18 protein-coding genes are annotated in these 22070 nt (G+C 51.6%); 14 read left to right on the top strand and 4 right to left on the bottom strand.

Going from position 1 to position 22070, the window contains the following annotated elements; translation table 11 throughout:
* The first annotated feature begins 99 nt into the window (after window positions 1-99).
* From AC2FNE_RS00665 to AC2FNE_RS00640, 6 genes are all read left to right on the top strand, one after another.
* The gene (locus AC2FNE_RS00665; RefSeq protein WP_170476312.1) at window positions 100-1104 is read left to right on the top strand and encodes a TAXI family TRAP transporter solute-binding subunit; all 1005 of its coding nucleotides are present in this window, start codon (window positions 100-102) and stop codon (window positions 1102-1104) included.
* An 84-nt stretch (window positions 1105-1188) separates the two neighbouring features.
* Window positions 1189-3402 carry a TRAP transporter permease gene (locus AC2FNE_RS00660; RefSeq protein ID WP_496804576.1) on the top strand — a complete coding sequence of 738 codons (2214 nt, stop codon included), beginning with the start codon at window positions 1189-1191 and terminating at the stop codon, window positions 3400-3402.
* Between the two features lie 4 nt (window positions 3403-3406).
* A complete protein-coding gene (locus tag AC2FNE_RS00655; protein ID WP_496804575.1) occupies window positions 3407-4645 on the top strand; it encodes an NAD(P)/FAD-dependent oxidoreductase in 1239 nt (412 codons plus the stop codon).
* A gap of 48 nt (window positions 4646-4693) precedes the next feature.
* Window positions 4694-5434, top strand: coding sequence for an aspartate/glutamate racemase family protein (locus AC2FNE_RS00650; RefSeq protein WP_170476317.1), 741 nt, complete (start codon window positions 4694-4696; stop codon window positions 5432-5434).
* A gap of 75 nt (window positions 5435-5509) precedes the next feature.
* Window positions 5510-6238: a TSUP family transporter gene (locus AC2FNE_RS00645; RefSeq protein ID WP_170610334.1), complete on the top strand. Its 729-nt coding sequence runs from the start codon at window positions 5510-5512 to the stop codon at window positions 6236-6238.
* Window positions 6239-6254: 16 nt separating this feature from the next.
* Window positions 6255-7259, top strand: coding sequence for a D-cysteine desulfhydrase family protein (locus AC2FNE_RS00640; RefSeq protein WP_496804574.1), 1005 nt, complete (start codon window positions 6255-6257; stop codon window positions 7257-7259).
* An 80-nt stretch (window positions 7260-7339) separates the two neighbouring features.
* Here AC2FNE_RS00640 and acdA read toward each other — a convergent pair whose 3' ends face one another.
* On the bottom strand, window positions 7340-8560 hold the full coding sequence (acdA, locus tag AC2FNE_RS00635; protein WP_170604096.1) for a 3-sulfinopropanoyl-CoA desulfinase: 1221 nt from the start codon (window positions 8558-8560) through the stop codon (window positions 7340-7342).
* Window positions 8561-8676: 116 nt separating this feature from the next.
* Here acdA and AC2FNE_RS00630 point away from each other — a divergent pair, with 116 nt between their 5' ends.
* On the top strand, window positions 8677-9537 hold the full coding sequence (locus AC2FNE_RS00630; protein WP_170610337.1) for a LysR family transcriptional regulator: 861 nt from the start codon (window positions 8677-8679) through the stop codon (window positions 9535-9537).
* Window positions 9538-9722: 185 nt separating this feature from the next.
* A complete protein-coding gene (locus AC2FNE_RS00625) occupies window positions 9723-11225 on the top strand; it encodes a winged helix-turn-helix domain-containing protein (protein WP_170604100.1) in 1503 nt (500 codons plus the stop codon).
* Window positions 11226-11321: 96 nt separating this feature from the next.
* Here the strand turns inward: AC2FNE_RS00625 and AC2FNE_RS00620 are convergent, their stop codons facing one another.
* The 3 genes from AC2FNE_RS00620 to AC2FNE_RS00610 all read right to left on the bottom strand — a co-directional run bounded on the left by AC2FNE_RS00620 (window position 11322) and on the right by AC2FNE_RS00610 (window position 14783).
* Window positions 11322-11702, bottom strand: a complete 381-nt coding sequence (locus AC2FNE_RS00620; protein ID WP_170604102.1) for a group I truncated hemoglobin — start codon at window positions 11700-11702, stop codon at window positions 11322-11324.
* A 53-nt stretch (window positions 11703-11755) separates the two neighbouring features.
* A complete protein-coding gene (locus tag AC2FNE_RS00615) occupies window positions 11756-12580 on the bottom strand; it encodes a class I SAM-dependent methyltransferase (protein WP_496804573.1) in 825 nt (274 codons plus the stop codon).
* A 310-nt stretch (window positions 12581-12890) separates the two neighbouring features.
* Window positions 12891-14783, bottom strand: a complete 1893-nt coding sequence (locus AC2FNE_RS00610; protein WP_170604106.1) for an amidohydrolase family protein — start codon at window positions 14781-14783, stop codon at window positions 12891-12893.
* A 394-nt stretch (window positions 14784-15177) separates the two neighbouring features.
* Between AC2FNE_RS00610 and AC2FNE_RS00605 the strand changes: the two genes are divergently transcribed.
* The 6 genes from AC2FNE_RS00605 to AC2FNE_RS00580 all read left to right on the top strand — a co-directional run bounded on the left by AC2FNE_RS00605 (window position 15178) and on the right by AC2FNE_RS00580 (window position 22054).
* The gene (locus AC2FNE_RS00605; RefSeq protein WP_170476331.1) at window positions 15178-15351 is read left to right on the top strand and encodes a periplasmic nitrate reductase, NapE protein; all 174 of its coding nucleotides are present in this window, start codon (window positions 15178-15180) and stop codon (window positions 15349-15351) included.
* Window positions 15352-15513: 162 nt separating this feature from the next.
* Entirely contained in the window at window positions 15514-16569 is a 1056-nt protein-coding gene (locus tag AC2FNE_RS00600; protein ID WP_496804572.1) for a NapC/NirT family cytochrome c, read from the top strand.
* Between the two features lie 11 nt (window positions 16570-16580).
* Window positions 16581-19046 (top strand): trimethylamine-N-oxide reductase TorA, encoded by a 2466-nt coding sequence (torA, locus tag AC2FNE_RS00595; protein WP_496804571.1) that lies wholly within the window; start codon window positions 16581-16583, stop codon window positions 19044-19046.
* Window positions 19043-19624 carry a molecular chaperone TorD family protein gene (locus tag AC2FNE_RS00590; protein ID WP_496804570.1) on the top strand — a complete coding sequence of 194 codons (582 nt, stop codon included), beginning with the start codon at window positions 19043-19045 and terminating at the stop codon, window positions 19622-19624. Before torA ends, AC2FNE_RS00590 begins: the two co-directional genes overlap by 4 nt.
* 173 nt (window positions 19625-19797) lie before the next feature.
* Window positions 19798-21333, top strand: a complete 1536-nt coding sequence (locus tag AC2FNE_RS00585; protein WP_496804569.1) for a cryptochrome/photolyase family protein — start codon at window positions 19798-19800, stop codon at window positions 21331-21333.
* Between the two features lie 208 nt (window positions 21334-21541).
* A complete protein-coding gene (locus AC2FNE_RS00580) occupies window positions 21542-22054 on the top strand; it encodes an aggregation factor core (protein WP_496804568.1) in 513 nt (170 codons plus the stop codon).
* Window positions 22055-22070 lie beyond the last annotated feature (16 nt).

Here is a 22070-nt window from a genome sequence, read left to right as displayed (position 1 = left end):
TAAAATATAACAAATTTGTATTTATGGAAATTGCCTCTACGCTTACAGGATCGAAATTCGGGCAAACCGAATCTGATGTTCCAGAACCGGGAGAATGAAATGAACTTTGTGAAAACCTTGAAGGGCCTCGCATTGGCCAGTGTTCTTGCAGCGCCTGCAATGGCACAAGACCCCACCTTTTTCCGCATTGGCACGGGTGGCGCAGGAGGAACGTATTTTCCGATCGGCGGCACCATTGCCAACGGAATTTCGGCCCCTCCCGGATCCCGCCCATGTGAAGAAGGCGGCCAGTGCGGTGTTCCTGGCCTGATCGCAATCGCGCAGTCCACTACTGCTTCTGTCTTCAATAATGCGGCTGTGCAGAATGGTGAGCTAGAAGCTGGACTAGCTGCTGCTGATGTCACCCGCTCTATGTATTTGGGAGAAGGAAAATTCGAAGGCAAACCGCATCCCAAGCTGCGTATTGTCGCCAACTTGTTCCCAGAAGATTTGCACCTAGTGTTGCCGGCAGGAGAAACAATCAATGATCTGAGCGATTTGGAAGGAAAACGTGTCGGTATCGCCCAAGCAGGTTCAGGTACTCAAGTCGCAGTACTTCAGATGCTCGAAGCTTGGGGCGTCAATCGCGACAACATGGACGAAGCTGAACTGAACAACAGTCAAAGCGCCGAGCGTTTGGCTGACGGTCAACTGGACGCATATTTCTATGCTGCGGGTTGGCCTGTGGCTGCTATGGTTCAACTATCTTCTACCAAGGGAATGAGCCTGCACTCATTTTCAGATGAAGACCTCGCCAAGATCAACGAAATCATTCCCGCATATATCCCCTCTGCCATTCCAGGCGGCGTTTACGAAGGCGTGGAGTCTGAAACCAAAACGCCTGCTGTAAGTGCGATGTTGGTTGTTTCTTCCGATCTTTCGGAAGATCTCGTTTATCAAATGACCAAAGCACTTTGGAACGACAATACCCGCAAGCTCTTGGATAACGGCCACGCAAAAGGCAAGCAGATTACACCAGACACAGCGCTGGACGGTGTGGAAGCCCTTGGCGTTCCGCTACATCCGGGTGCCGAAAAATTCTATAAAGAAGCCGGTCTGCTCTAAGCCTAAATTTCTGACCAAGACCAGTACGACGGTACCCCGCATGGGGTACCGCACCATAGAGTTTACTCAAATCAGGGTGCCATTATGTCCGATTCCCAGAACCTTGATGACCACGAACTGTCAGCAGAAGAACTTGCAGCGATTGAGGAACAGTTCGATGAAGGTGCACAAGTTAGAAAGGTGACGCCAACTGCTGGCAAAGTGTTGCGCGTTGTCGCCCTGATCTTTGCTTTTTACGAGTTTATAACTGCAGGATTTGGGTTGCCCGCCGATCATTGGCATATGGGCATTTACCTGGCGGGGCTATTCATTCTGATTTACGCGACAATTCCAATCATCGGGTCGAAAAACCTGTACGCGCTAAAGGTTAGCCGTTTTCGGATTGGAAACATCCCACTTTATGACCTTGTATTTATGGCATTTGGCGTCCTTGCCGCCCTTTACGTGGGATTTGCATGGCGCGGAATACCATTCCTTGGCATCGAGGAACAAACCTTTCGGATGGGAAATCCGAACAACTATGATGTATTTCTGGGTGTCGTCATAATTTTGTTGGTTCTGGATATCGCACGCCGCACTCTTGGATGGGTGCTGCCGCTTATTATTTGCGTGTTCATTTCTTATGCTCTTTTAGGGCCGTATTTCCCCGGCTTGCTTCAACATCCAGGCGTTAATTTTAAAACTTTCGTGTCGTCCATGTATTTCCCCCAAGAGGGTATTTATGGCGTCACATTATGGGTTGTCTCGACCATCGTCTTCCACTTTGTGTTGTTTGGCGTGATTGCGCAGCGCACCGGTCTGGGCCAATTGTTCATAGACAACGCCACCATCCTTGCTGGACGGTATACCGGCGGCCCGGCAAAAGTGTCGGTGGTTTCTTCGGCTTTCTTCGGAACTATTTCCGGATCCTCGGTGGCGAACACCGTGTCGACCGGTGCCTTGACTATTCCGAACATGAAGCGCCTTGGTTACCCAGGTCACTTTGCCGGCGGTGTAGAAGCCGCATCCTCGGCCGGCGGGCAAATTACGCCACCAATCATGGGCGCAGCAGCGTTCATTATGGCCGAGTTTCTGGAAGTGCCTTATACGACAATCGTGATCGCGGCGATTTTTCCGGCTATCCTTCACTACGTAGGCGTTTTTGCTGTTGTGCACTTGATGGCGCGAAAGCTAAATCTGCAGGGCCTCGCCAAAGAGCAATTGCCGCAATTAAAGGCAGTTTGGAGCGAAGGCTGGGCCAATATTGTTCCACTGATTGGCCTGCTCGTAGTGCTGTTTTCAGGATACACTCCATTTATGTCGGCGTTTTGCGGCATTTCACTTGCGGTAATCGCAGGAATGTCCCGCCTGAAACAGCCGCCAACATTGATCTATGCGGCAGCGTTTCTTGCGTTTGTCATATGGAAGTTTTCCGACGGTGGCTTTGATATGACAATGACAGCGATCCTTAGCGCGCTTTCCATCGTTGCAACGTTGAACCCACAAAGACGCATAGAGGTTCCTGAAATGTTGCAGGCGGTCGAGTTGGGCGTAAAGTACTCGCTGGCAGTCGGCGCGGCGGCCGCGGCGGTCGGCATCGTTGTGGGAGTGATCAACACAACTGGTATTGGTTTCCGGATAGGCTTCATGGTCACCCAAGGCGCCGGGAATCTCGCCTCTGATTTGTACAACATGATCTCGTTCGGCAGCTTTCAATTCTTTGCCATGGAAGACCTGCAACTGTTCATTTCTTTGGTATTTATTGCGATAGTCTGCATTCTGATGGGGGCCGGCATCCCCACGACCGCGTTGTATATCATGTTGGTTTCTGTTGCTCAGCCGGCGCTGGCGCAATTGGGTGTTCCGCCAATCGCAAGCCATCTGTTCGTACTTTACTACGGTGTCGTATCCGAGATTACGCCACCGGTCTGCACATCGGCCTATGCTGCAGCCGCAATCGCAAACTCCAACCCTTTCCGAACCGGCCTTTCTGCGTTCACGTTAGGGCTTGGTAAGGTTATTGCTCCAATGGCTTTTGTTTACGCACCAGTGCTGTTGTTCGTGTCTTCCACCGGCTTCAATTTATGGGAATTTACATATACGGCGACAAGCTGCATCGCCGGTGTAATCGCCCTTTCTGCCGCAGTGGTCGGGTATTGGTTGACACCATTGAACTTGGCGTCTCGAATTCTTGTCGCGTTTGCTGGCGTGATTTTTGTCGCGCCATCTTTGACTGCCGACCTTATTGCATTGTTGGTCGCTTCACCTGTCATTGTTACCCAATTGATTGCGCGCAGTCGCATCCGATCCACGGCCTGAGCAAATGACAGAGCAAGTTACAGTCATTGGCGCCGGAATCGTCGGAATTTGTTGCGCCTTGTCCCTGATTGAGCGAGGCATTCCTGTACGTCTACTTGATCGTGGAGAACCGGGCCAGGAGACATCGTTCGGGAACGCCGGAGTGGTTTCGCCTTGGTCGATAATCCCTCAATCCGTACCCGGCGTTTGGAAGCAACTACCGGCAATGCTTTTGAACCCCAAAAGTGCGTTGTCGGTCCGCGCAGCTTTTTGGCCAAAGATGATCCCATGGGGGCTGCGGTTTCTTGGAAACTCCAAAGAGCAAGCTGTCCGAGATACTTCCGATGCGATGGAACTGTTGTGTCGCCCGTCTATTGATCTGTACCGACTGCATCTAAATGGCACTGGTCACGAGGACCTGATCGTCGACAGCTACTATGTTCACGCTTTTCGACGTCCGGAACGGGCCAACCTTGACGGTTTAGACTACCGCATACGTAAGGAGAAAGGCGCAAGGTTGGAGCGAATTGACGGGGAAGAATTAAGCCACTTAGAACCCGCGTTGTCGCGTGATTTCAAGGCTGCCGTTCTGATCAAAGGACAAGCGCGCATTACATCTCCGGGGCGTGTCGGCGCAGTTCTTGCGGAAAAGGCACGCAGCAAAGGCGCTGAGATTGTTAAAACCGAGGTCAATGCCATCGCTCGCGCTCAAGACGGCGGTTGGGAACTGGAAACTTCAGGCGGAACACTGCGAACTCGAAAAATCGTGCTCGCGGCCGGAGTTTGGTCGGTAAATCTTTTGAAACCGTTGGGAATTAAGGTGCCTCTGGTTGCCGAGCGCGGTTACCATATCGAATTTCCAAACCCATCGAGCAGACTCAATCACTCGGTTATGGATGTTGAGGAAAAGATTGTCGCTAGTTCAATGCAGGACGGTCTGCGTGTTGCGGGAACTGCGGAATTTGGGGACATCGATGCGCCGCCAGACCCACGCAAAAAGTCGATCCTTGCTAAGAAGGGCAAGGCAATGTTGCCAGACTTGAACGAAGACGGGTCTCGGTTTTGGATGGGGCGACGGCCGTCCTTCCCCGACAGCCTTCCGGCCATCGGCGAGTTGGCGGGACAACCCGGGCTTTATACGGCTTTTGGGCATTCACACTATGGACTCATGATGGCGCCAAAAACAGGCGAGCTTGTTGCCGACCTGCTGTCGGAACGTCACCTAAACATTGACTTGAACCGCTTTGCTTTGGCGCGGTTCTAGGTCCAATGACTAATCCCCACACCTTGTTTGACAAAGGATCTGAACGAAATGCCAATTTACAACGGAGGTCAGAACATCTGCGGGGCTTCGATAGGCGTTCTTTGTCTGGAAAGCTACTTCCCTAAGCCACCCGGACATATCAAAAATCCATCGAGCCTGCCTTTCCCCATTTTGTACGAGATGATCGACGGCGTTACTGTGCCGGATCTATTGAACAATCCCACACGCGAATTGTTGAAGCCCTTCTTAAAAGGTGCCCAGCGGCTGGAGGCTGAGGGTGTTCGCGCGATCACAGGAAGTTGTGGGTTTCTGGCGCTATTTCAAAAAGAATTGGCAGCATCCGTTTCGGTTCCGGTTTTCGCATCGAGCCTTATTCAAGTGCCTTTGGCTTATCAAATGACGGGTGCCACAGCGCCAGTAGGAGTGATCACTGCAGACGCCTCGGCGCTGACAACCAATCACTTTGAAGGTGTTGGTGCCAATGGTATCCCTGTTGCAGTGAAAGGGCTGGAAAATACAAGTGAGTTCGCCGAAGTAATCCTGCGGAACTCGCGTACAAAGATGGATACCAACCTGATCGAAGCCGAAGTTTTGCAGGCTGTGCGCGAACTCAAACTCGAAACGCCTGAAATTCGATCTATTGTGTTGGAGTGCACCGATTTACCGCCCTATGCTGCCAAGATTCAGCAAGAATTGAGGTTGCCGGTATTTGATCTTACTACATTGGCGCAAATGGCACATTCGGTTTCGGCACGCACACCATATAACGGTCTTATGCCTTGGGCGTAATTTCCACGAAAGAGCCGAAGGTTTAAATATACCTTCGCACCGTGAAAGAGACTGGTTTGCCAAAGGGTGAATAACTTGCTTCTGGAATTGTCCGTTTTGGTCATCGCTGTATTTCTTGGCGCCATGCTGCAGGTTGGGGTCGGCATTGGATTTAGCATTGTGGCCGGACCTTCCATGATGATCCTGCTTGGCACGGCCACGGCTGTGCCTGCGCTTTTGCTGCTCAACACAATTGTTTCGGCGGTAGCGACAGACTGGCGGGCCGTGCCTGCTGAACTGAGCACCATCAAAATGGCAGTGCTTGGGTGCTTGACAGGCGTGGTCGCTGGTCTGGTCGTTTATCCGTTGCTTAGCGAAGCCTTCGTATTGGCACTAACCGGATTTCTTCTGCTGATTGGCGTTGTTACGACATTAATCCCACTGCATAAATCGTTTGGAACAAAAGGCTTTGTGACCGTCAACGGCCTGTCAGGATTAGCGACAGTATGGGCCGCAACACCCGGTCCGCTTATGGTTTTTGGACTGATCGCAAAAGGATTTTCCTCAAAGGAGGTTGCGGTTTTGGTTCAACCCATTGCCTTGGTTGCCTATGGGGTCGCATTTCTGCTGCACAGTATCTCTGACTGGCAATCAATTCCATTTGGTTCCCAGCTAATGGGTTTTGCCGGCGCCGCAGTAATCGGAAGCCTTTGCGGGCGTGCAGTGCGTCCGTACTTGCCGCAAACTCTTGTCAAATCCGCCATTCGAGTAATTTCTCTTTTGGCCTGCTATGTTCTCTTGCGTCGTGCTTTTCTAGCGCTGTGAACTCAACAGGTGAGCTATGAAACAAGATGATCTGTTGTCCAAATTTCCCAGAGCCCAACTTATGTCGGGCCCAACGCCGCTGGAACGACTGGACCGCCTGTCAGAAAAACTTAACATCGAGCTTTGGCTCAAACGCGACGATCTCACCGGGCTTGGATTTGGAGGAAACAAAACTCGACAGCTCGAGTTTTATTTTGGGGACGCGTTGGCACAAGGCGCGGACACAGTTTTGATCACCGGTGCCGTACAGTCGAATTACGTTCGCTCGGCAGCGGCGGCAGCGGCCCGCCTTGGAATGAAGTCAGTTCTGCAGTTAGAGGAGCGGGTCCCCGATATGGGGCCAGAGTATTATCAGTCTGGAAATGTATTATTGGCGAAAATACTTGGCGCCGAGCACATAAGTTTCCCGGTCGGTGAAGACGAAGCCGGGGCGGACTTAGCTTTGCACAAACGCGCCGATGAACTGAGAGCGCAAGGACGAAACCCCTATGTCATTCATCTAGGACTTCATCATCCACCATTGGGGGCCCTTGGTTACGTTGCTGCAGGACAGGAATTGCACCAACAAATGCAAGATTTTGACGCCGTAGTTGTTCCGTCAGGCAGTGGCGCAACTCATGCTGGGTTGCTAACGGGCCTAAAAACTTCAGGAAGTTCTGCCAAGGTAATGGGAATATGCGTTCGTCGAAACTGCCAGTTACAGCATGAACGGATGGTAACGGTTGTCGAGAAACTTGCAAACTTACTAGGTATTGATCCGTCTGCTCTGGTGCGTGGCATTGAAACTCGGGATGAGGCTCTTGCGCCCGGTTACGGACGGCTCGCTCCAAAATCACGTTCAGCGTTAGAGTTAATGGCGCAAACCGAAGGTATTTTTCTGGACCCCGTATACACAGCCAAGACCTTCGCCGGTTTACTGGATCTGGTCCAACGGAACGAAATTCGGCGCGGGCAAAAAGTGGTTATGATACACACTGGCGGCTTGCCTGCTCTGTTCGGATACCAAAAAGAACTTGAATAAGCTTGATGGTCGATTGGAAAAGGGCAATCAAGCAATCGATAAGTCGCAATAAAATACCGAAATGCAGTTCCCGGCACAGTCTATTCAGCGGCCAAATCATTCAAAGCAGTGCTTGAAGTCTGGTATCCGTCGCGGGTCTGCGGGAACTTTTTGCCCAATGCCGAACTGGCAATCTGATTGCGTAAAATCTGCGCGGTCCCGCCACCAATGGTGAACATGCGAACGTCACGGTACATTCGTTCCAATGGTTCCCGGTCGCTGTACCCGCGTGCTCCGAACATTTGAAGCGCATCGTTCACGACCTTTATCGCCATCTCTGAAGCAAAGAGTTTGGCTCTTGCAGCCGTCGCCATTTCAGGGAACTGGCTTCCGTCAACGCCCCCCGAACATGCAGCCTCACGCAATAAAAGCCGCGCGGCATGGATTTGTGTATCCATATCCGCAATCATCCACTGCAACCCCTGGAATTCGGCCAACGGACGCCCAAACTGTTCGCGTTTTAGCAGGTATTTCTTTGCATGCTCGAAAGCTCCTGCCGCGACACCCAAAGCGATCGCTCCTGCGCCCACTCTCTGTGAGTTATAGGCCCGCATGAGGTCAGAAAACCCACGTTCAAGCCCGGACGGCGGATTGATCAGCCAGCGGCTTTGCACCGCGAGATTGTTAAAACGCAGCTCGGCTTCTGGCATGCCGCACAATCCGAGTGTGTTTTCTCGTCCAACTATCTCAAATCCTTTGGGCAATTCTCCGTTGGTGGGATCGGCGTAGACAATAAACCCCCCGATGCCCTTGTCGCAGTTCGCTTCGTCAATCACGCGGGCGAAAACAAGATGCAACTTCGATACACCCCCGCCAGTGATCCAGTGTTTTCCCCCGTTTAAAATGTAGTTGTCTCCAGACTTTCTAGCCGTTGTCTGCATCTCTGTTGCGGCGCTTCCTGCCTCGGGTTCGGTTATGCAAATTGCCGGTTTGTCGCCAGCCAGAACGAGTGGTGCGCAAAAAGACTTTTGCTCCTTATTTCCATAGGCCATGACAGCACTAATTCCACCCATGTTGGATTCAACCACAACACGCGCCGTTAGCGTGCATGCCTTTGCGATTTCTTCGACAACTTCCACAACTTCAAGATAACTTGCCCCCCGACCACCTAATGCCTTGGGAATAGTCATTCCCATGATGCCTGCGTCCACCAATTTTGAGATATTGCTCCAGCAGTAACTGCGGGTCCTGTCCCAATGGGCAGCTTTAGCTGCAAAACCCGGCGCAAGTTCTTTAGCGGCTTTAACAAGTGAGTGAGTCATTGCTTGAATACCTGCTAATAGTTGGGTCACGGAAACGTGATAGAACACCCTTAACAGAGCTTGTTGTTCAAGAAAACAAAGTTAAAGTGTAAGTCTAGTTCAACGAAACTGAAATAATGCACACACGGTCCCTCAGAAGCCTCGTCAAAGTCTCGCAAGTTGATTCCTTTACCGAGGCCGCCGAACAACTAGGTATGACGTTGTCAGCACTTTCCATGCAGATGAAATCTTTGGAAAATGTGCTGGGCGCCGAATTGTTTGACCGATCAGTACGGCCTCCTCGGTTGACACCAATCGGACGCGCAATCGTCAAAGAAGCCATCCCAATGCTTAGGCACGAGGAAAAGCTAAGCGAAATTTGCCGTCCAAGTGGCGACCTTGCCGGCAATTTTAGATTGGGATTTGTGACAACGGCAGCGGTACGTTTGCTTCCAATGTTCCTCAGATCCGCAAACAAGAAAATGCCACGCGCTGTTTTCGAGTTCGAAACGGGATTGTCAGCCAACTTGGAGCAAAAAGTTCTGTCAGGCCTTTTGGATGCGGCGGTTATCACAGATGCCAATGGGCTTCCCAATCAACTTTCATCTCAGGTTCTGCGACAGGAACCTTTCGTGTTCGCAGCCCATGAAAACCTGCTTGAAAAGGGCTTGAATAATCTTTTGTCCGAGGGCGTATTCTTCCACTTTATGCCAGATACGGGGATTGGAAAGTTAATCGCTCGCGTCATGCTTGATTTTGAACGCCCAGCGCATTCCAAAACAGTCGTACTTGATAATTTGGAGGCGATAATGGAGTGTGTCTCGGCAGGGCTAGGTTTTACAATGCTTCCAGCCCCAGATGTAGAGCGTTACCGCGTGTCGGGAGTAGAAGCGATCGATGCACAAGCATCTCTTCAGCGCGAATTGGTTCTTGTTATGCTTCGTGAAAGTATTCTGGTTCGTCATCGCACCGACCTGGCGACTTTGCTGGGAAGTTAGTGCGATGCTAATCTGATTTTAAACTTCGCCCCGCCGCTCAAAGGTTCCCGTAATCCTAACTTGGCAATTACAAAGACAGTGCGAAACTAAACGCTGGCGTGCGTGTCTCAATGGAAATTTGAGAAAGTGTAAATCTGGGCCGGGTTGGCCTTTGCGAAATATGCTGAAACGGGCAAAGATGAGTTATGAAATATGTCTTTGGTTCATACACTTTGGATGTTCGCCGATTGCAGTTGATGCGGGACGGTGCGGCAGTACCGACCGAGCCGCAAGTATTCGCGCTGTTGCGGCACCTGATAGAAAATCGGGATCGGGTCGTATCCCGAGACGAGATTTTTGACGTAATATGGCGGGATCGAGTTGTATCGGATGCGGCGTTGAGCAGCCGTATTAAGGCAGCGCGCGCAGCCATTGGTGATGATGGTACCCGCCAAGAGTTTTTAAAGACATTACACGGTCGCGGATTTCAGTTTGTAGGGCAGGCAGAGGAACGTTTCGACGGAGCGTCAACCTCGCCAGCATCTGCGCAACCTTCAATAGCGATCCTGCCGACGATGATGGTCTCGCCGACGGACGCTCAACGTGCTTTTGGAGAGGGCCTTGAGGATGACATAAGCGCTGCATTGGGACGAGTTGGCACATTATACGTGGCTCGCCACTCTGGCGGGTCAGACTTAAAGAGCTTGGCCGAAGCACTTGGCGTTCGATATGTACTAGAGCTCAAGTTGCGTTTTTCAGGTGAAGCTTTTCGGCTGAACGCGTCGCTACTCTATGCAGAGCGCATGGAAGAGGTTTGGGCAGACCGCTTCGAAGGGCAACTAGACGATCCTTTCGCAGCCCAAGATCAAGTCGTTTCCGCAGTTTTGGGCCGGCTCGTACCAAACGTGATGATGGTCGAAGTTCAGCGAGCTGCATCCGAGACAAGCGTGACGGATGCTTATCACGAGCTACTGCGCGCGACACCGCTCTGCATGAGGATGGATGCAAAGGACAACCGCCAAGCCGTTGTTCACTTGGAACGCGCACTCATCGCCGATCCTCAACATGCGCTTTCGCACGCAATGCTTGCCTGGTGTCTGGGTCAGCAAGCACTGTCGGAATGGGCGCCTGACAGAGACGCCGCTTTTGCTTCGGCGATGGAACACGGCCAACTTGCCTTGACGCTCGCGCCCAGAGACGCGCTGGTCCTGACATTTGTAGCCAGCGCAGAGGTTGCTGCGGGCGAACATGTCGCGGCGCGACATCATCTGGAAACAGCACTGGACAGGGACCCCAGTCTTGCGTGGGCTTGGGCCATGCTTGGTGCGTTGGAGACCTATTCCGGTCGGCTGTCTAAGGCGATCGCAAACTATGAAAGGGCGCTGCGTCTAAGCCCGCACGACCCAATGCGTTTCAGTTATTATTTTGGGATTGGCGCGGCGCGCTACGGAACCGGCGACTACGAAGGCGCGCTGCCAATGCTGGAACAAGGCTACATTGAAGCTCCGGGGTCTACGTGGGCACCTCGGCTGATAATGGCATGCGCGGCTGAAATGGGAAATACGCAGCGCATGAATGAAGTCGCCAAGGTTGTTCGGAGCCTAAAACCACATGCGACAGCTGAGGAACTTGTCGATTCTGCCCCAATCCGCGACCAAGGCTATCGGGACAGACTTGCCGCTTCCTTTCGCAAGGCGGGTTTCAAGTGACGCCAAACCAATAAAAGAAATTAGTAATCCACACAGCTAACTTAAAACCCTATTGGGCCAAATATGCCCGGTGCCAAGTTCTTTCGTCGCGCCACACTATTTTACAATAATCGATCGTCGCGCCTCTACTGCCGCAAGTGTCAATTTTAAATCTTCCGGCGTGAAACCGGCATCCGTCAGCGTAGCATGAAGGATGCCTGCAATCTCATCAAAATGAGCGTGCGTGACATGCAAATGGGCGTGTGCATAGGCCAAACGCTGGTCGGCAATATTCGCTGGGCCACCTAAGACCGAAGCAAAGAACTTGGTCTGGTGATCAACGAGTTTAGCCAGGTCCACGTCTTCGAAGAAATGGCCGACCACATCACTCTCCAACACGCGGTCGTAGAAGTCGAAAATGACTGCTCGCAACGCGCCCAGACCGCCGTATTTAGCGAACAGCGAAGGAGTTTGAAACGTCCGAATTTGAGCAGTCATAGCCGATACCTTTCTGTTGCCTTCCCAGCCCGGAACGCAAGGCCGTCAATTGTTTATGAGCGGTAAATGACGGCTTCCGCATATTCTGCGGGGACAATCATTGCGTTTGGGTCAACAGAATGTTCACGCGCCACTGCGATCAGATCCGCCGCAAGTTCGGGCGCGCGTTTGCCAACAGCACCAAAGGCTTTGTGAACCGGACCGTAGACCTCGCGCCAATGTTCAACCCAGTACTTTGGTGAGCGCACCCGGAACACAAAGTTGCGTTTTGTAATCTCGATCCGAGCAGCCCCGTCACCAAATAGTTCCTTCAATCGCGCTTCGGTACCCCACTCCAGAGGTGACCGAACCCCGGCTTGCGGCGGGACATGGCGACCGATGGTACGAAAAACGTCTCCAATGAAACTTTCCGGTGTCCAATTAGCCAAACCGATCTTGCCGCCTCTGCGGCATACACGCAGCATCTCTTGGGCGGCGGCCTCTTGGTCGGCGGTGAACATTACGCCGAAAGTCGACATGACAACATCAAACGAACCAGCGTCGAAAGGCAGGTTTTCGGCATCGGCTTCTCGGAAATCAACATCGGCATTCTCAGCTTCGGCGCGCGCAGAACCTGCACGTAATAGACTGGGAACATAGTCGGTGGACATAACGTTGCAGTGTCGCCTTGCCGCGGCCAAAGTGGCGTTGCCATTTCCAGCGGCGACGTCCAAAACTCGTGCATCAGGGCGGAGATCCAACGCTTCGGCCAGATTTTCCCCTACAATCTGAAGGGTTGTACCCACAGCTGCATAATCTCCTGAAGACCAAGTCGCGTGTTGCTTAGCTTTTATAGCGGCAAGATCGAGTGCTGTGGTTTCGACTTCAGCGACGTGCATGTGAGTCTCCCTTCCCAAATCGTTCCTCTCTCAACAAATGCCGTAAGGGCAGGAACAGTGCTTGAAGAGAATCTGGAGAATTTGTGGAGACGCGTGAAGAATAGCTAGAATTTACATAAACTGTCGCCGGAGCACGGCAGACAGCTGAACGTTCTGGTGACAAGGCCCTGGCATCGTGAGTTAGTTTTCTCTGAAAAGTGTCGGCGCAAGCTATACGCAATCACCCGCGGATTCCTATGCGGGGTCAGCGTGGTACGTGGATGCATCAAACCAAGCTAATGCTCATGCCCTATGCTTAAATGACTAGGTCTCAATCCACGTATAAGGGATCAAATCGCTTTGACTGGTCTTCGCCCCAATTCGCCAGAACCGCCTCTGCCCAATCACGTTCTGCCGTGGCGCGATCTTCAAGGACGCCATGGACACGACAAAGGAACAACTGGGAATCGTCTATTGCATTGGCTTGGGCGAACCAGTCCTGAGGGGCAGTTTTGACAGGCGAAAGCTCTGCTATAATTGTTGCTGTCGGCGTTAAAGGCTCAAGGAACGCTTCGTCATCGGTTATATCCTCGATCAAGGTCGGGCGTGCGCCTCCGCTGTCGATGGCAAAGGTGTTCAACCATTGCTCGCGCGAAGCAGGCTCAAAGCGGCCCTGTTCCTCTTGTGGAAAGCGGATTGCCTGACCTGGATAGACATCCTTTTGCACAACGCTGTCTCTTACAACAATTTGTCCGTTTACCAGCACGAACGGAATGCCGGTTGACGGTAAGCCATTGCTTCCATTGCTATATGTCGCTTGTTCTCTAACATTTTCAGGATCAAAGATCGTGATATCCGCAACCATTCCTTCTTGCATCCGGCCGCGGACTTTCATGGCTTGCAATCCGGTGTCGCCGAGAAACTTAGCGTGGTAATAGCTGAGCTGTGCCAGCGTAAAGATAAGCGGAACATCGTTTTCACGCCCCAGTCGCAGAACGGTGGCATGTGTGCCCGCGGACCTTGGGTGACCTGCATAATCTTCGAACGGAGAATCCCACGTCAGAGGCTCGCCTTTGGAATTAAGACTGGGCATTCCATCCCCCGAGACACCAAAACCCGGAATCTTGATCCAGTCCAAAAGCCATTGTTCCCTAGGTGGGCTGAACGCAATCAGCGTTCGCCCCGGCTCATTCGCGGCAAATTCTTCGAATTCCCCACGAGTCACATAGCGGTCAAGTTGAGGGTCAAAAATAGTCTCTTCATATTTGTATCCCATGTTGTCTTCCCAATTCGAGGGAGCAACAATCGAAGCGCCGTAATTTCCCGATCCTGCCGTCCACGGATAATAGCTGGACCATACGTTGTACCCCTTGGCGCGGGCCAACTGCATCTTTTCCTGGTTTTCCCACCATCCATAATCGTTGTCGTGGTGAATATGCAGCGGCGCATCCAGAACCATAGCGTTTACCAAGAGTTCATTTACACCAGTTTGGGTTTCCGTCGGCGTAGAGGCACTTGGGTGAAAACGATGATGCGCAGATGTAAGGCGTCCGTATCTGGCCGCAATCTTCTGGGCTTCTAGCATTTCGTAAGTCGTAATACCTTCTCTGGCATAACCAATTGTGGACCCAACGCCGATTGCACCTTGCCTCAGACCTTCGTCAAGAATCTGCGTAATTTGGTTCATCTGATCCAAAGAACTTTTGGTGACTGACCAGCCGTCAACGCCATCTTCGGCAGCTTTTGCTCGATGCACTGACAATGTCAGCGGCATGGACACATCAGGACCTTCTAGAGCCATTTCGTCATGGATACGCATCCGCGCATATTCTTGGCCAACGACAGTACCAAAATTCGCCTGCGTCGCCCCTTCCCGCTTTGCGTACCACTCGTCGATATTCAACGCCCCAAGCTCAAAATCCATTTGAGTGGTCACACCATCCCGCAGGTTAACCTTTATTCCCCAAGGGTCGAGACCGTGTTGTTCAAGATCGATGAACCCAGGGGCAACGACATGCCCAGTCGCATCAATCGCCTCGTCGCCCTCTATTTGTTGGTCGGTGATCTCAACAATCCATCCTCCTGATATTCCGACGTTGGCGACGGCATCAAAATTCGTTTCAGGGTCCATAACGCGACCATTCAAGATGACGATGTCGTAAGTTTGTGCAATCGGCGCCGTCGCAAAGGCCGAAAATGCTATTGCAAGAAACCCTATTCGCATCAGATGGTCCTCCCTTTGCAGAACGATAACTAGTATTCAAATTCATGCAACTCTGTCGGATTGAACCATGTTTGGTCCAAGAAATATTCACACCGTTTTGCCTTGGCTGTTCTGATGGCAGGGCGCCGCTAGGCTTCGCCAAAGAAGGTTCTTTGGTCGGCTCAGCCCTGACATAATAAAGAACTGTTCTCATGCTGAGCTGTGCCAGAGGGGACCTCAATTCTCTTTGCAAGCTCCAAAGGACGAAACGGAATCTGCTGTCGACGCGATGAAAACACCGCTTTCTGCTCTGCCTCATACGTGCGTCATTCTGCCGCGACTTATCTGTCTTTAGGGTATTCAGATGGTGGTAACATTGGCCTGAGATTACAATCTTAAAGCAGGCGATGTGATTATGTCAGATCAATCCGTCAGCAGATCAAAAGGTACAGCCCGGCGTGAATGGCTGTCCTTCCTATTTATTACGTTGATTTTACTGCCCGGGATTACAGTCCTTGGTGTCGGGGTGTATGGATTTACCGTCTGGCTCCTTCAAATGATCTATGGGCCACCAACCGGATCTCTGTAAAACCCGGAAATGAACCGAGGAGCACGTTAAAATGTCTCTGAAGTCCACGTTATCATCATTCTGGAACACAGTTTCGCGCCCCGCGACGACAATTAGCCTTGGCGTTATCAGTCTCGGGGGTTCATCACCGGGATCATTTTCTGGGGTGGCTTCAATACCGCTATGGAGTTCACGAACACTGAAGAATTCTGCGTTTCCTGCCACGCAATGCGCGACAACGTATACGTAGAACTTCAATCTACGGTCCACTGGGAAAACCGAACCGGCGTGCGCGCCACCTGCCCGGATTGCCATGTGCCCCACGAATGGACCAACAAGGTCGCAAGAAAAATGCAGGCGTCCAAGGAAGTGTGGGCGGCAGTGTTCGGAACCATTAACACTCGTGAAAAATTCGAAGCCCGCCGCGCGGAACTGGCCAAGCATGAATGGGCGCGTTTAGAAGCCAATAACTCGCTCGAGTGTAGAAATTGCCATGACTACGACAGCATGGACTGGAACGCCATGTCTGCCGAAGCGCGTTTCTATATGGAGTCAGCTGCGGCGCTGGATACAGGCTGTATCGAGTGCCATAAAGGGATAGCTCATCACCTTCCTGACAATGTTGCCGTCGGTAGCCCGGCAATGGCCAAGCTGGAAAACAAGGCAAACTCAGGCAGTTTATCTGTTGGCGAGGACTACTTCGCAATTCGGGATATCCCTGTTTTCGACAGCGCAGACGGTACGGAGCCAGTAGGGAATCTGACCCTTGGCGCCGCCGTCGAAGTGCTGGATGAAAACAATAATCGAATTCAGTTCGCGCTTAAGGCTTGGCGAAAGGACAAGGGTTTTGGCCGGGTGATTTTCGACGAATTCGGGCACAACATCAGAGTTGCAATCCTTTCCAAGGGCACTGCTCAGGACGCCAGCCTTGTCGAGGTATCTGCACCACAAACCGACGAAGCAACCGGGCTGGACTGGGCACCAGTTACCGTTACGCTTTGGTCAGACAAACAGGGATTTGTGGATGAGATCGACGAGCTTTGGAACGTAGCTGAAGAAAGCTACACAGCCAATTGCTCCACCTGTCACGCTCAACCTGACCCTGATCACTTCGGTACCAATTCCTGGCCCGCGCAATTCAATGGCATGGTCGGGTTCACCAACATGGATGAAGCACAAGCCAATCTGGTTTTGACCTACCTGCAGAAACATTCCGCAGACTATAGCGGCTCGCACTGAGGGGGACACCAATGTCAACGCGCCGTGAATTTTTGAAAAGCTCCGGGGCGGCAGGACTGTCCGCAGTTCTGGGCCCAAGCCTCCTTCAGCCGACTACGGCTCGAGCTGAGAAACTGACGTCTGTCGGCAGCTGGAAAACGACAGGCTCGCATTGGGGCGCGATCGAAGCCCTGGTCAAAGGTGGACAGGTGGCGGAAGTGCGACCGCTGGCGGATGACCCGCATCCGACAGATATGATCAACGGAATCAAAGGCCTGATCTATTCCCCTTCCCGCGTGCGTTACCCAATGGCTCGGGCTGAATGGCTCGACAATCGGAAAGATGCCGACCGAACGACAAGAGGCGACAACCGCTTTGTTCGCCTGACGTGGGATGAGGCCCTTGATCTTTTCTTTGAAGAAATGGAGCGTGTGCAGATTTCACACGGGCCTTCGGGTCTTTATGCCGGGGCTACTGGCTGGCGCCAAACCGGACAGTTCCACTCTTGCATAAATCACATGAACCGCGCTGTCTCAATGTATGGCGGGTACGTCAAAAAAGCAGGCGATTATTCTACCGGTGCAGGTCAGACTATCCTACCTTATGTGCTTGGTTCTACAGAAGTTTACTCACAGGGAACCAGTTGGCCATTGATTCTGGAAAACGCCAAAAACATCATTTTCTGGGCAAACGACCCACTAAAGAATCTGCAAGTTGGATGGACATGTGAAACACATGAGCCTTTTGAATATTTCGATCAATTGAAGGACAAAATAGCCGCTGGTGATATCCGAGCAATAAGCGTCGATCCGGTTCGCACCAAAACGCAAAAACACATCGGGGCTGAACAACTCTATATCAATCCAATGACGGATGTGGCCTTCATGCTAGCGCTCGCACACACGCTGTATTCCGAAGGCCTGCATGACGAAGAGTTCCTTAGTATATACACCCTCGGGTTTGAGCCTTTCATGGCTTATGTTATGGGCGAAGCGGAGGACGGCGTCGAAAAGACACCTGAATGGGCTGCGCCAATTTGCGGTGTTCCAGTTGATACGATCAAAGAATTTGCGCGATTACTTGCGTCAGATCGCACGCAACTCATCTTTGGATGGTCAGTTCAGCGACAACAGCACGGAGAACAGCCATACTGGATGGGTGCGATCATAGCCGCCATGCTGGGTCAGATCGGACTGCCGGGTGGCGGGATCAGCTATTCTCATCACTACAGCGGTATAGGCGTGCCAACTTCGGGTGCCAGTATGCCAGGTGCATTTCCTCTCAACCTGGATATCGGCGTGAATCCTGTGCGCTCGGACGACAATTTTCTGGGCGCCAGCAGCACAATCCCTGTCGCGCGATGGATTGATTGCTTGATGAACCCCGGGGGCACTGTGGAGCACAACGGGCACACGGTCACATACCCTGACATCCGAATGGCTATATTCACCGGCTGCAATCCGTTCCACCATCATCAAGACCACAACAAGATGCGCGTAGCAATCCAAAAGCTGGAAACCATTGTTGCCATTGATTATGCATGGACAGCCACCTGCAGGCACGCTGATTTGGTTTTGCCAGCGTGTACTCAATTCGAACGCAATGATATCGACAGCTACGGATCCTATTCCCGTTCTGGCGTGATTGCGATGAAGAGGTTAGTTGACCCTTTATTCCACTCGAAAACTGATTTTGAGATCTTTTCGCTGTTCTGCCGACGCTTTGGCCGTGAAACGGAATACACGCGTGGGTGGGACGAAATGGAGTGGATCGAAAGCCTTTACGAAACGACCCGCAGTGCCAACGAAGGAAGCTTTGAGATGCCTTCTTTCGAAGAATTTTGGGAAAATGGGATTGTTCGATTTGAAAGAGGCGAACCATGGGTGCGCCATGCAGATTTCCGCGAAGACCCGGAAATCAATGCTCTTGGAACCCCTTCTGGTTTCATCGAAATCTCCAGCCGAACTATTGGCAATTATGGATACGATGACTGTGGAGAACATCCGAAATGGATGGAAAAGCTCGAACGCTCGCACGGTGGGCCAGGGTCCGACAAGTTTCCGCTTTGGTTACAATCTTGCCACCCGGATCAACGTCTTCATTCGCAGATGTGCGAGAGCGATCCTTACCGAGCGACCTACGCCGTGCAAGACAGGGAGCCTGTTTACGTAAATCCTTACGACGCTGCTGAACGAGGGATCGAAAACGGGGATATCGTGCGCGTTTTCAACGATCGCGGCCAATTGTTGGCTGGTGCGGTCCTGAGCGACGATTACCCAAGGGGCGTAATCCGAATTTACGAGGGAGCCTGGTACGGCCCCGTCGACGCAACACCCGGCTCGCTCGACACGTACGGTGACCCCAATACGGTAACTTTAGATGTCGGAGCATCAAAACTGTCGCAAGCAACATCGGCCAACACTTGTATTGTTGAGATAGAGAAATTCGAAGGCGAAGTACCCGCTGTTACAGCCTTTGGCGGACCGAACACTGTATGACTAAGCATTCCCCGGAACTGATACGTTTCTTGTCTACCATGTTTGCCCGTGAACTTGACGAAGCGACCATCTGTGCATGTTTTGACGGGGTTGCGGACGCGTTACTTTCTGAAGTGGCCGGAGCTCACAATCTATTGGATGAAATGAAAACGTGGTCCGATCCCCGGAAAACCAAAAGGGATCTCGCAATCAGTTACGCCAGCTTATTTCTTACCGCTGGCAAAGACTCTGCACCGCTCTATGCGTCGGCGTGGCAAGGAGATGGGGCGCTTATGTCTACCCCCCATTCGAAGATGCAGTCGCTTTTGCAGCAATCCGGCCAAGAAGTTGCTCTCAATTTCTCTGAACCAGCAGATCATCTGGCCATAATCCTGGAATACCTAGCGATGTGTTTGGAACAAAAACCTGACACAATGGATCCAGCTGTATTTGCCTCTGAGTTTATCTTGCCTTGGTACAAAGTGTTTTCTGCCAAGGTTCAAAGTCATCGTTGGGTTGCACCGTTTTACTCGTACCTCGTGACGCTGACTGAGGCTTTTGTGGTGGAATGCGCCGCTGCGCAAACAGCAAAGACATAGGTGCCCTCTGTGCGTGATCGCAAGTTGGCCTTGACCGAAAGAGATTACGCATTGAACGAAATTCCCAATAAGTCTGAAACTGAGACCCGCACCTGTATTCGGACGGCACAATATTTGAAACAAACTGCCCTTGGACGCTCGTTTCTAAGCATAATGAACCTATCCTTCTGAGGATGGAGACGGTCAACAAAATACAGCCAGAGCCAAAACTGATCGTGATTTTGGGCGACCAGCTATCGAAGGATATCGCTGCTCTGCGTGCTGCAGATCAAAAAAGGGACATTGTTTTGTTTGCCGAAGTTATGGCCGAAGCGCGATATGTCCCGCATCACCAGAAAAAGATCGCGTTTGTGCTGTCCGCAATGCGTCACTTTGCCGAAGAGCTTAAGTCTCTGGGTTGGAGTGTTCGATACGTGCGCTTGGATGATCCTGAGAATACAAACAGCTTGGCCGGAGAAATTGCTCGTGCTCAGAACGAACTGAAAATTGCTCGAGCGTTTGTAACCGAGCCCGGAGAATTCAGGTTGTCCCAAGCGTTTACAAACTGTGCTGGATTGGCCGTTCTACCAGATGACCGTTTTCTCGTAAGTCATCAGGAGTTTCGCGATTGGGCAGAGGGACGAAAACAACTGCGGATGGAATATTTCTATCGCGAGATACGTCGCAAAACAGGGTTGTTGATGTCAGGAAACGAACCTGAAGGTGGGCGATGGAACTATGACTCCGACAATCGTAAGCCCGCCATCCCGGATCTGTTCATGCCTCAACCAATGAAGTTTAAGCCAGACCAAACAACCAGGGACGTTTTGCAGCTGGTCGACGACAACTTTGGCGAAAACTTTGGATCCCTTCACCCCTTTTGGTTTGCCGTCACGCGGAATGACGCAAAAATGGCATTGGAGCATTTTGTCAATGTCGCCCTGCCCCAGTTTGGCGACTATCAGGATGCAATGTTGTCCAACGAGCCGTTTCTATATCATTCTGTTCTGGCGCAATACTTGAACACAGGGCTGCTGTCTCCGATAGAGATTTGTCGCCGGGTTGAGCGAGCGTATTACGAAGGTAATGCCCCATTGAACGCGGCAGAAGGGTTCATCCGGCAGATAATCGGGTGGCGAGAATTTGTTCGTGGCATCTATTGGCTGCGAATGCCGGGCTATACGCAAGAGAATTATTTTAACGCCAAACGCCCTCTGCCAACCTTTTACTGGACAGGCGAAACTGACATGGCGTGCATGGCCGCTGCGATTGCGCAGACGCGCGACGAAGCTTACGCCCATCACATCCAAAGACTGATGGTTACAGGCAATTTCGCCTTGCTGGCGGGAATAGATCCGGCCGAAGTACATGAATGGTATCTGGCCGTTTACGCGGACGCCTACGAATGGGTAGAGGCGCCCAACGTGATCGGCATGAGCCAGTTTGCTGACGGCGGGCTTCTTGGGTCAAAGCCCTACGCGGCAAGCGGGAATTACATAAACAAAATGTCGGATTATTGCGCTACGTGCCGGTATGATGTGAAAGAGAAAACCGGCGAAAACGCATGCCCATTCAACCCGCTATATTGGGATTTTCTGCAGCGCAATTCGGATAATCTGCGAGACAACCCACGTCTGGGAAATGTTTACAGAACTTGGGATCGAATGTCGGAAGCAAAACAAAGCGAATATTTGGAAAGTGCAAAAAAGGTGTTGAAAAGCATTAACTAAACTCCATTAGTATCTAAAAAATAATAATTTTTTCGCCTTCGCCATCCACTCCACGTCGCTGGATTGGATCGTTGTTTCAATATCAGGGTTTAAAGGCATACTTAGCAGCATGATTAAGTGATTTCCGTGTCGTCTCATCAATACTGATCCTGAAACACGTCTTGGCCGTAACTCAAATACAAATCTATAAAATTACAGGATGAAAGTAATGGGCTCATTATTAATATCCCGGACGGCTTTTTTAGCTGTCTTTGCTCTTGCTGCAACCGCAGCTTCGGCTGATTTGCAAGTGAGTTTTTTAGAAGGTGCCCCAAAGGACCGCTTCAACATCAAAAACACGGGTAATTGCAATATCACAGAGTCGACCCTGCGGCTTGATCTCGGAACGTCGAAAGGGGCGCTAATTTTTGACGTTACGTCCAGCGGCGCAGGCGTAGAAGTTTCTCAGCCCTTCGAACTAGTGGAGGGAAGCGCCATCTTAAACGGCGAACCAAAAGTGACAGATGGCATGTCAGGGATCGATTTGGTCATAGGTAATATGCCTCCGGGAGCATTGGTTTCCTTTAAGATCGACGTTGATGATACATTGGGAGGTCGGGAAATCACTGTCACCGGCGCCGAGATCGAAGGCGCAACAATATCATTCACCAGCAATGATCAAATCGCCGCGGGTGTCTTTTCATCGCAGTCCAAGGCCGAAATTGCGATAAAAGACTGCTGATGGCGGGAGTGGCTCG

This window comes from Ruegeria sp. YKSD179 (assembly GCF_059612885.1).
The sequence above is the reverse complement of the archived record's forward strand: the minus strand, read 5'-3'. Positions and strand labels throughout refer to the sequence as shown.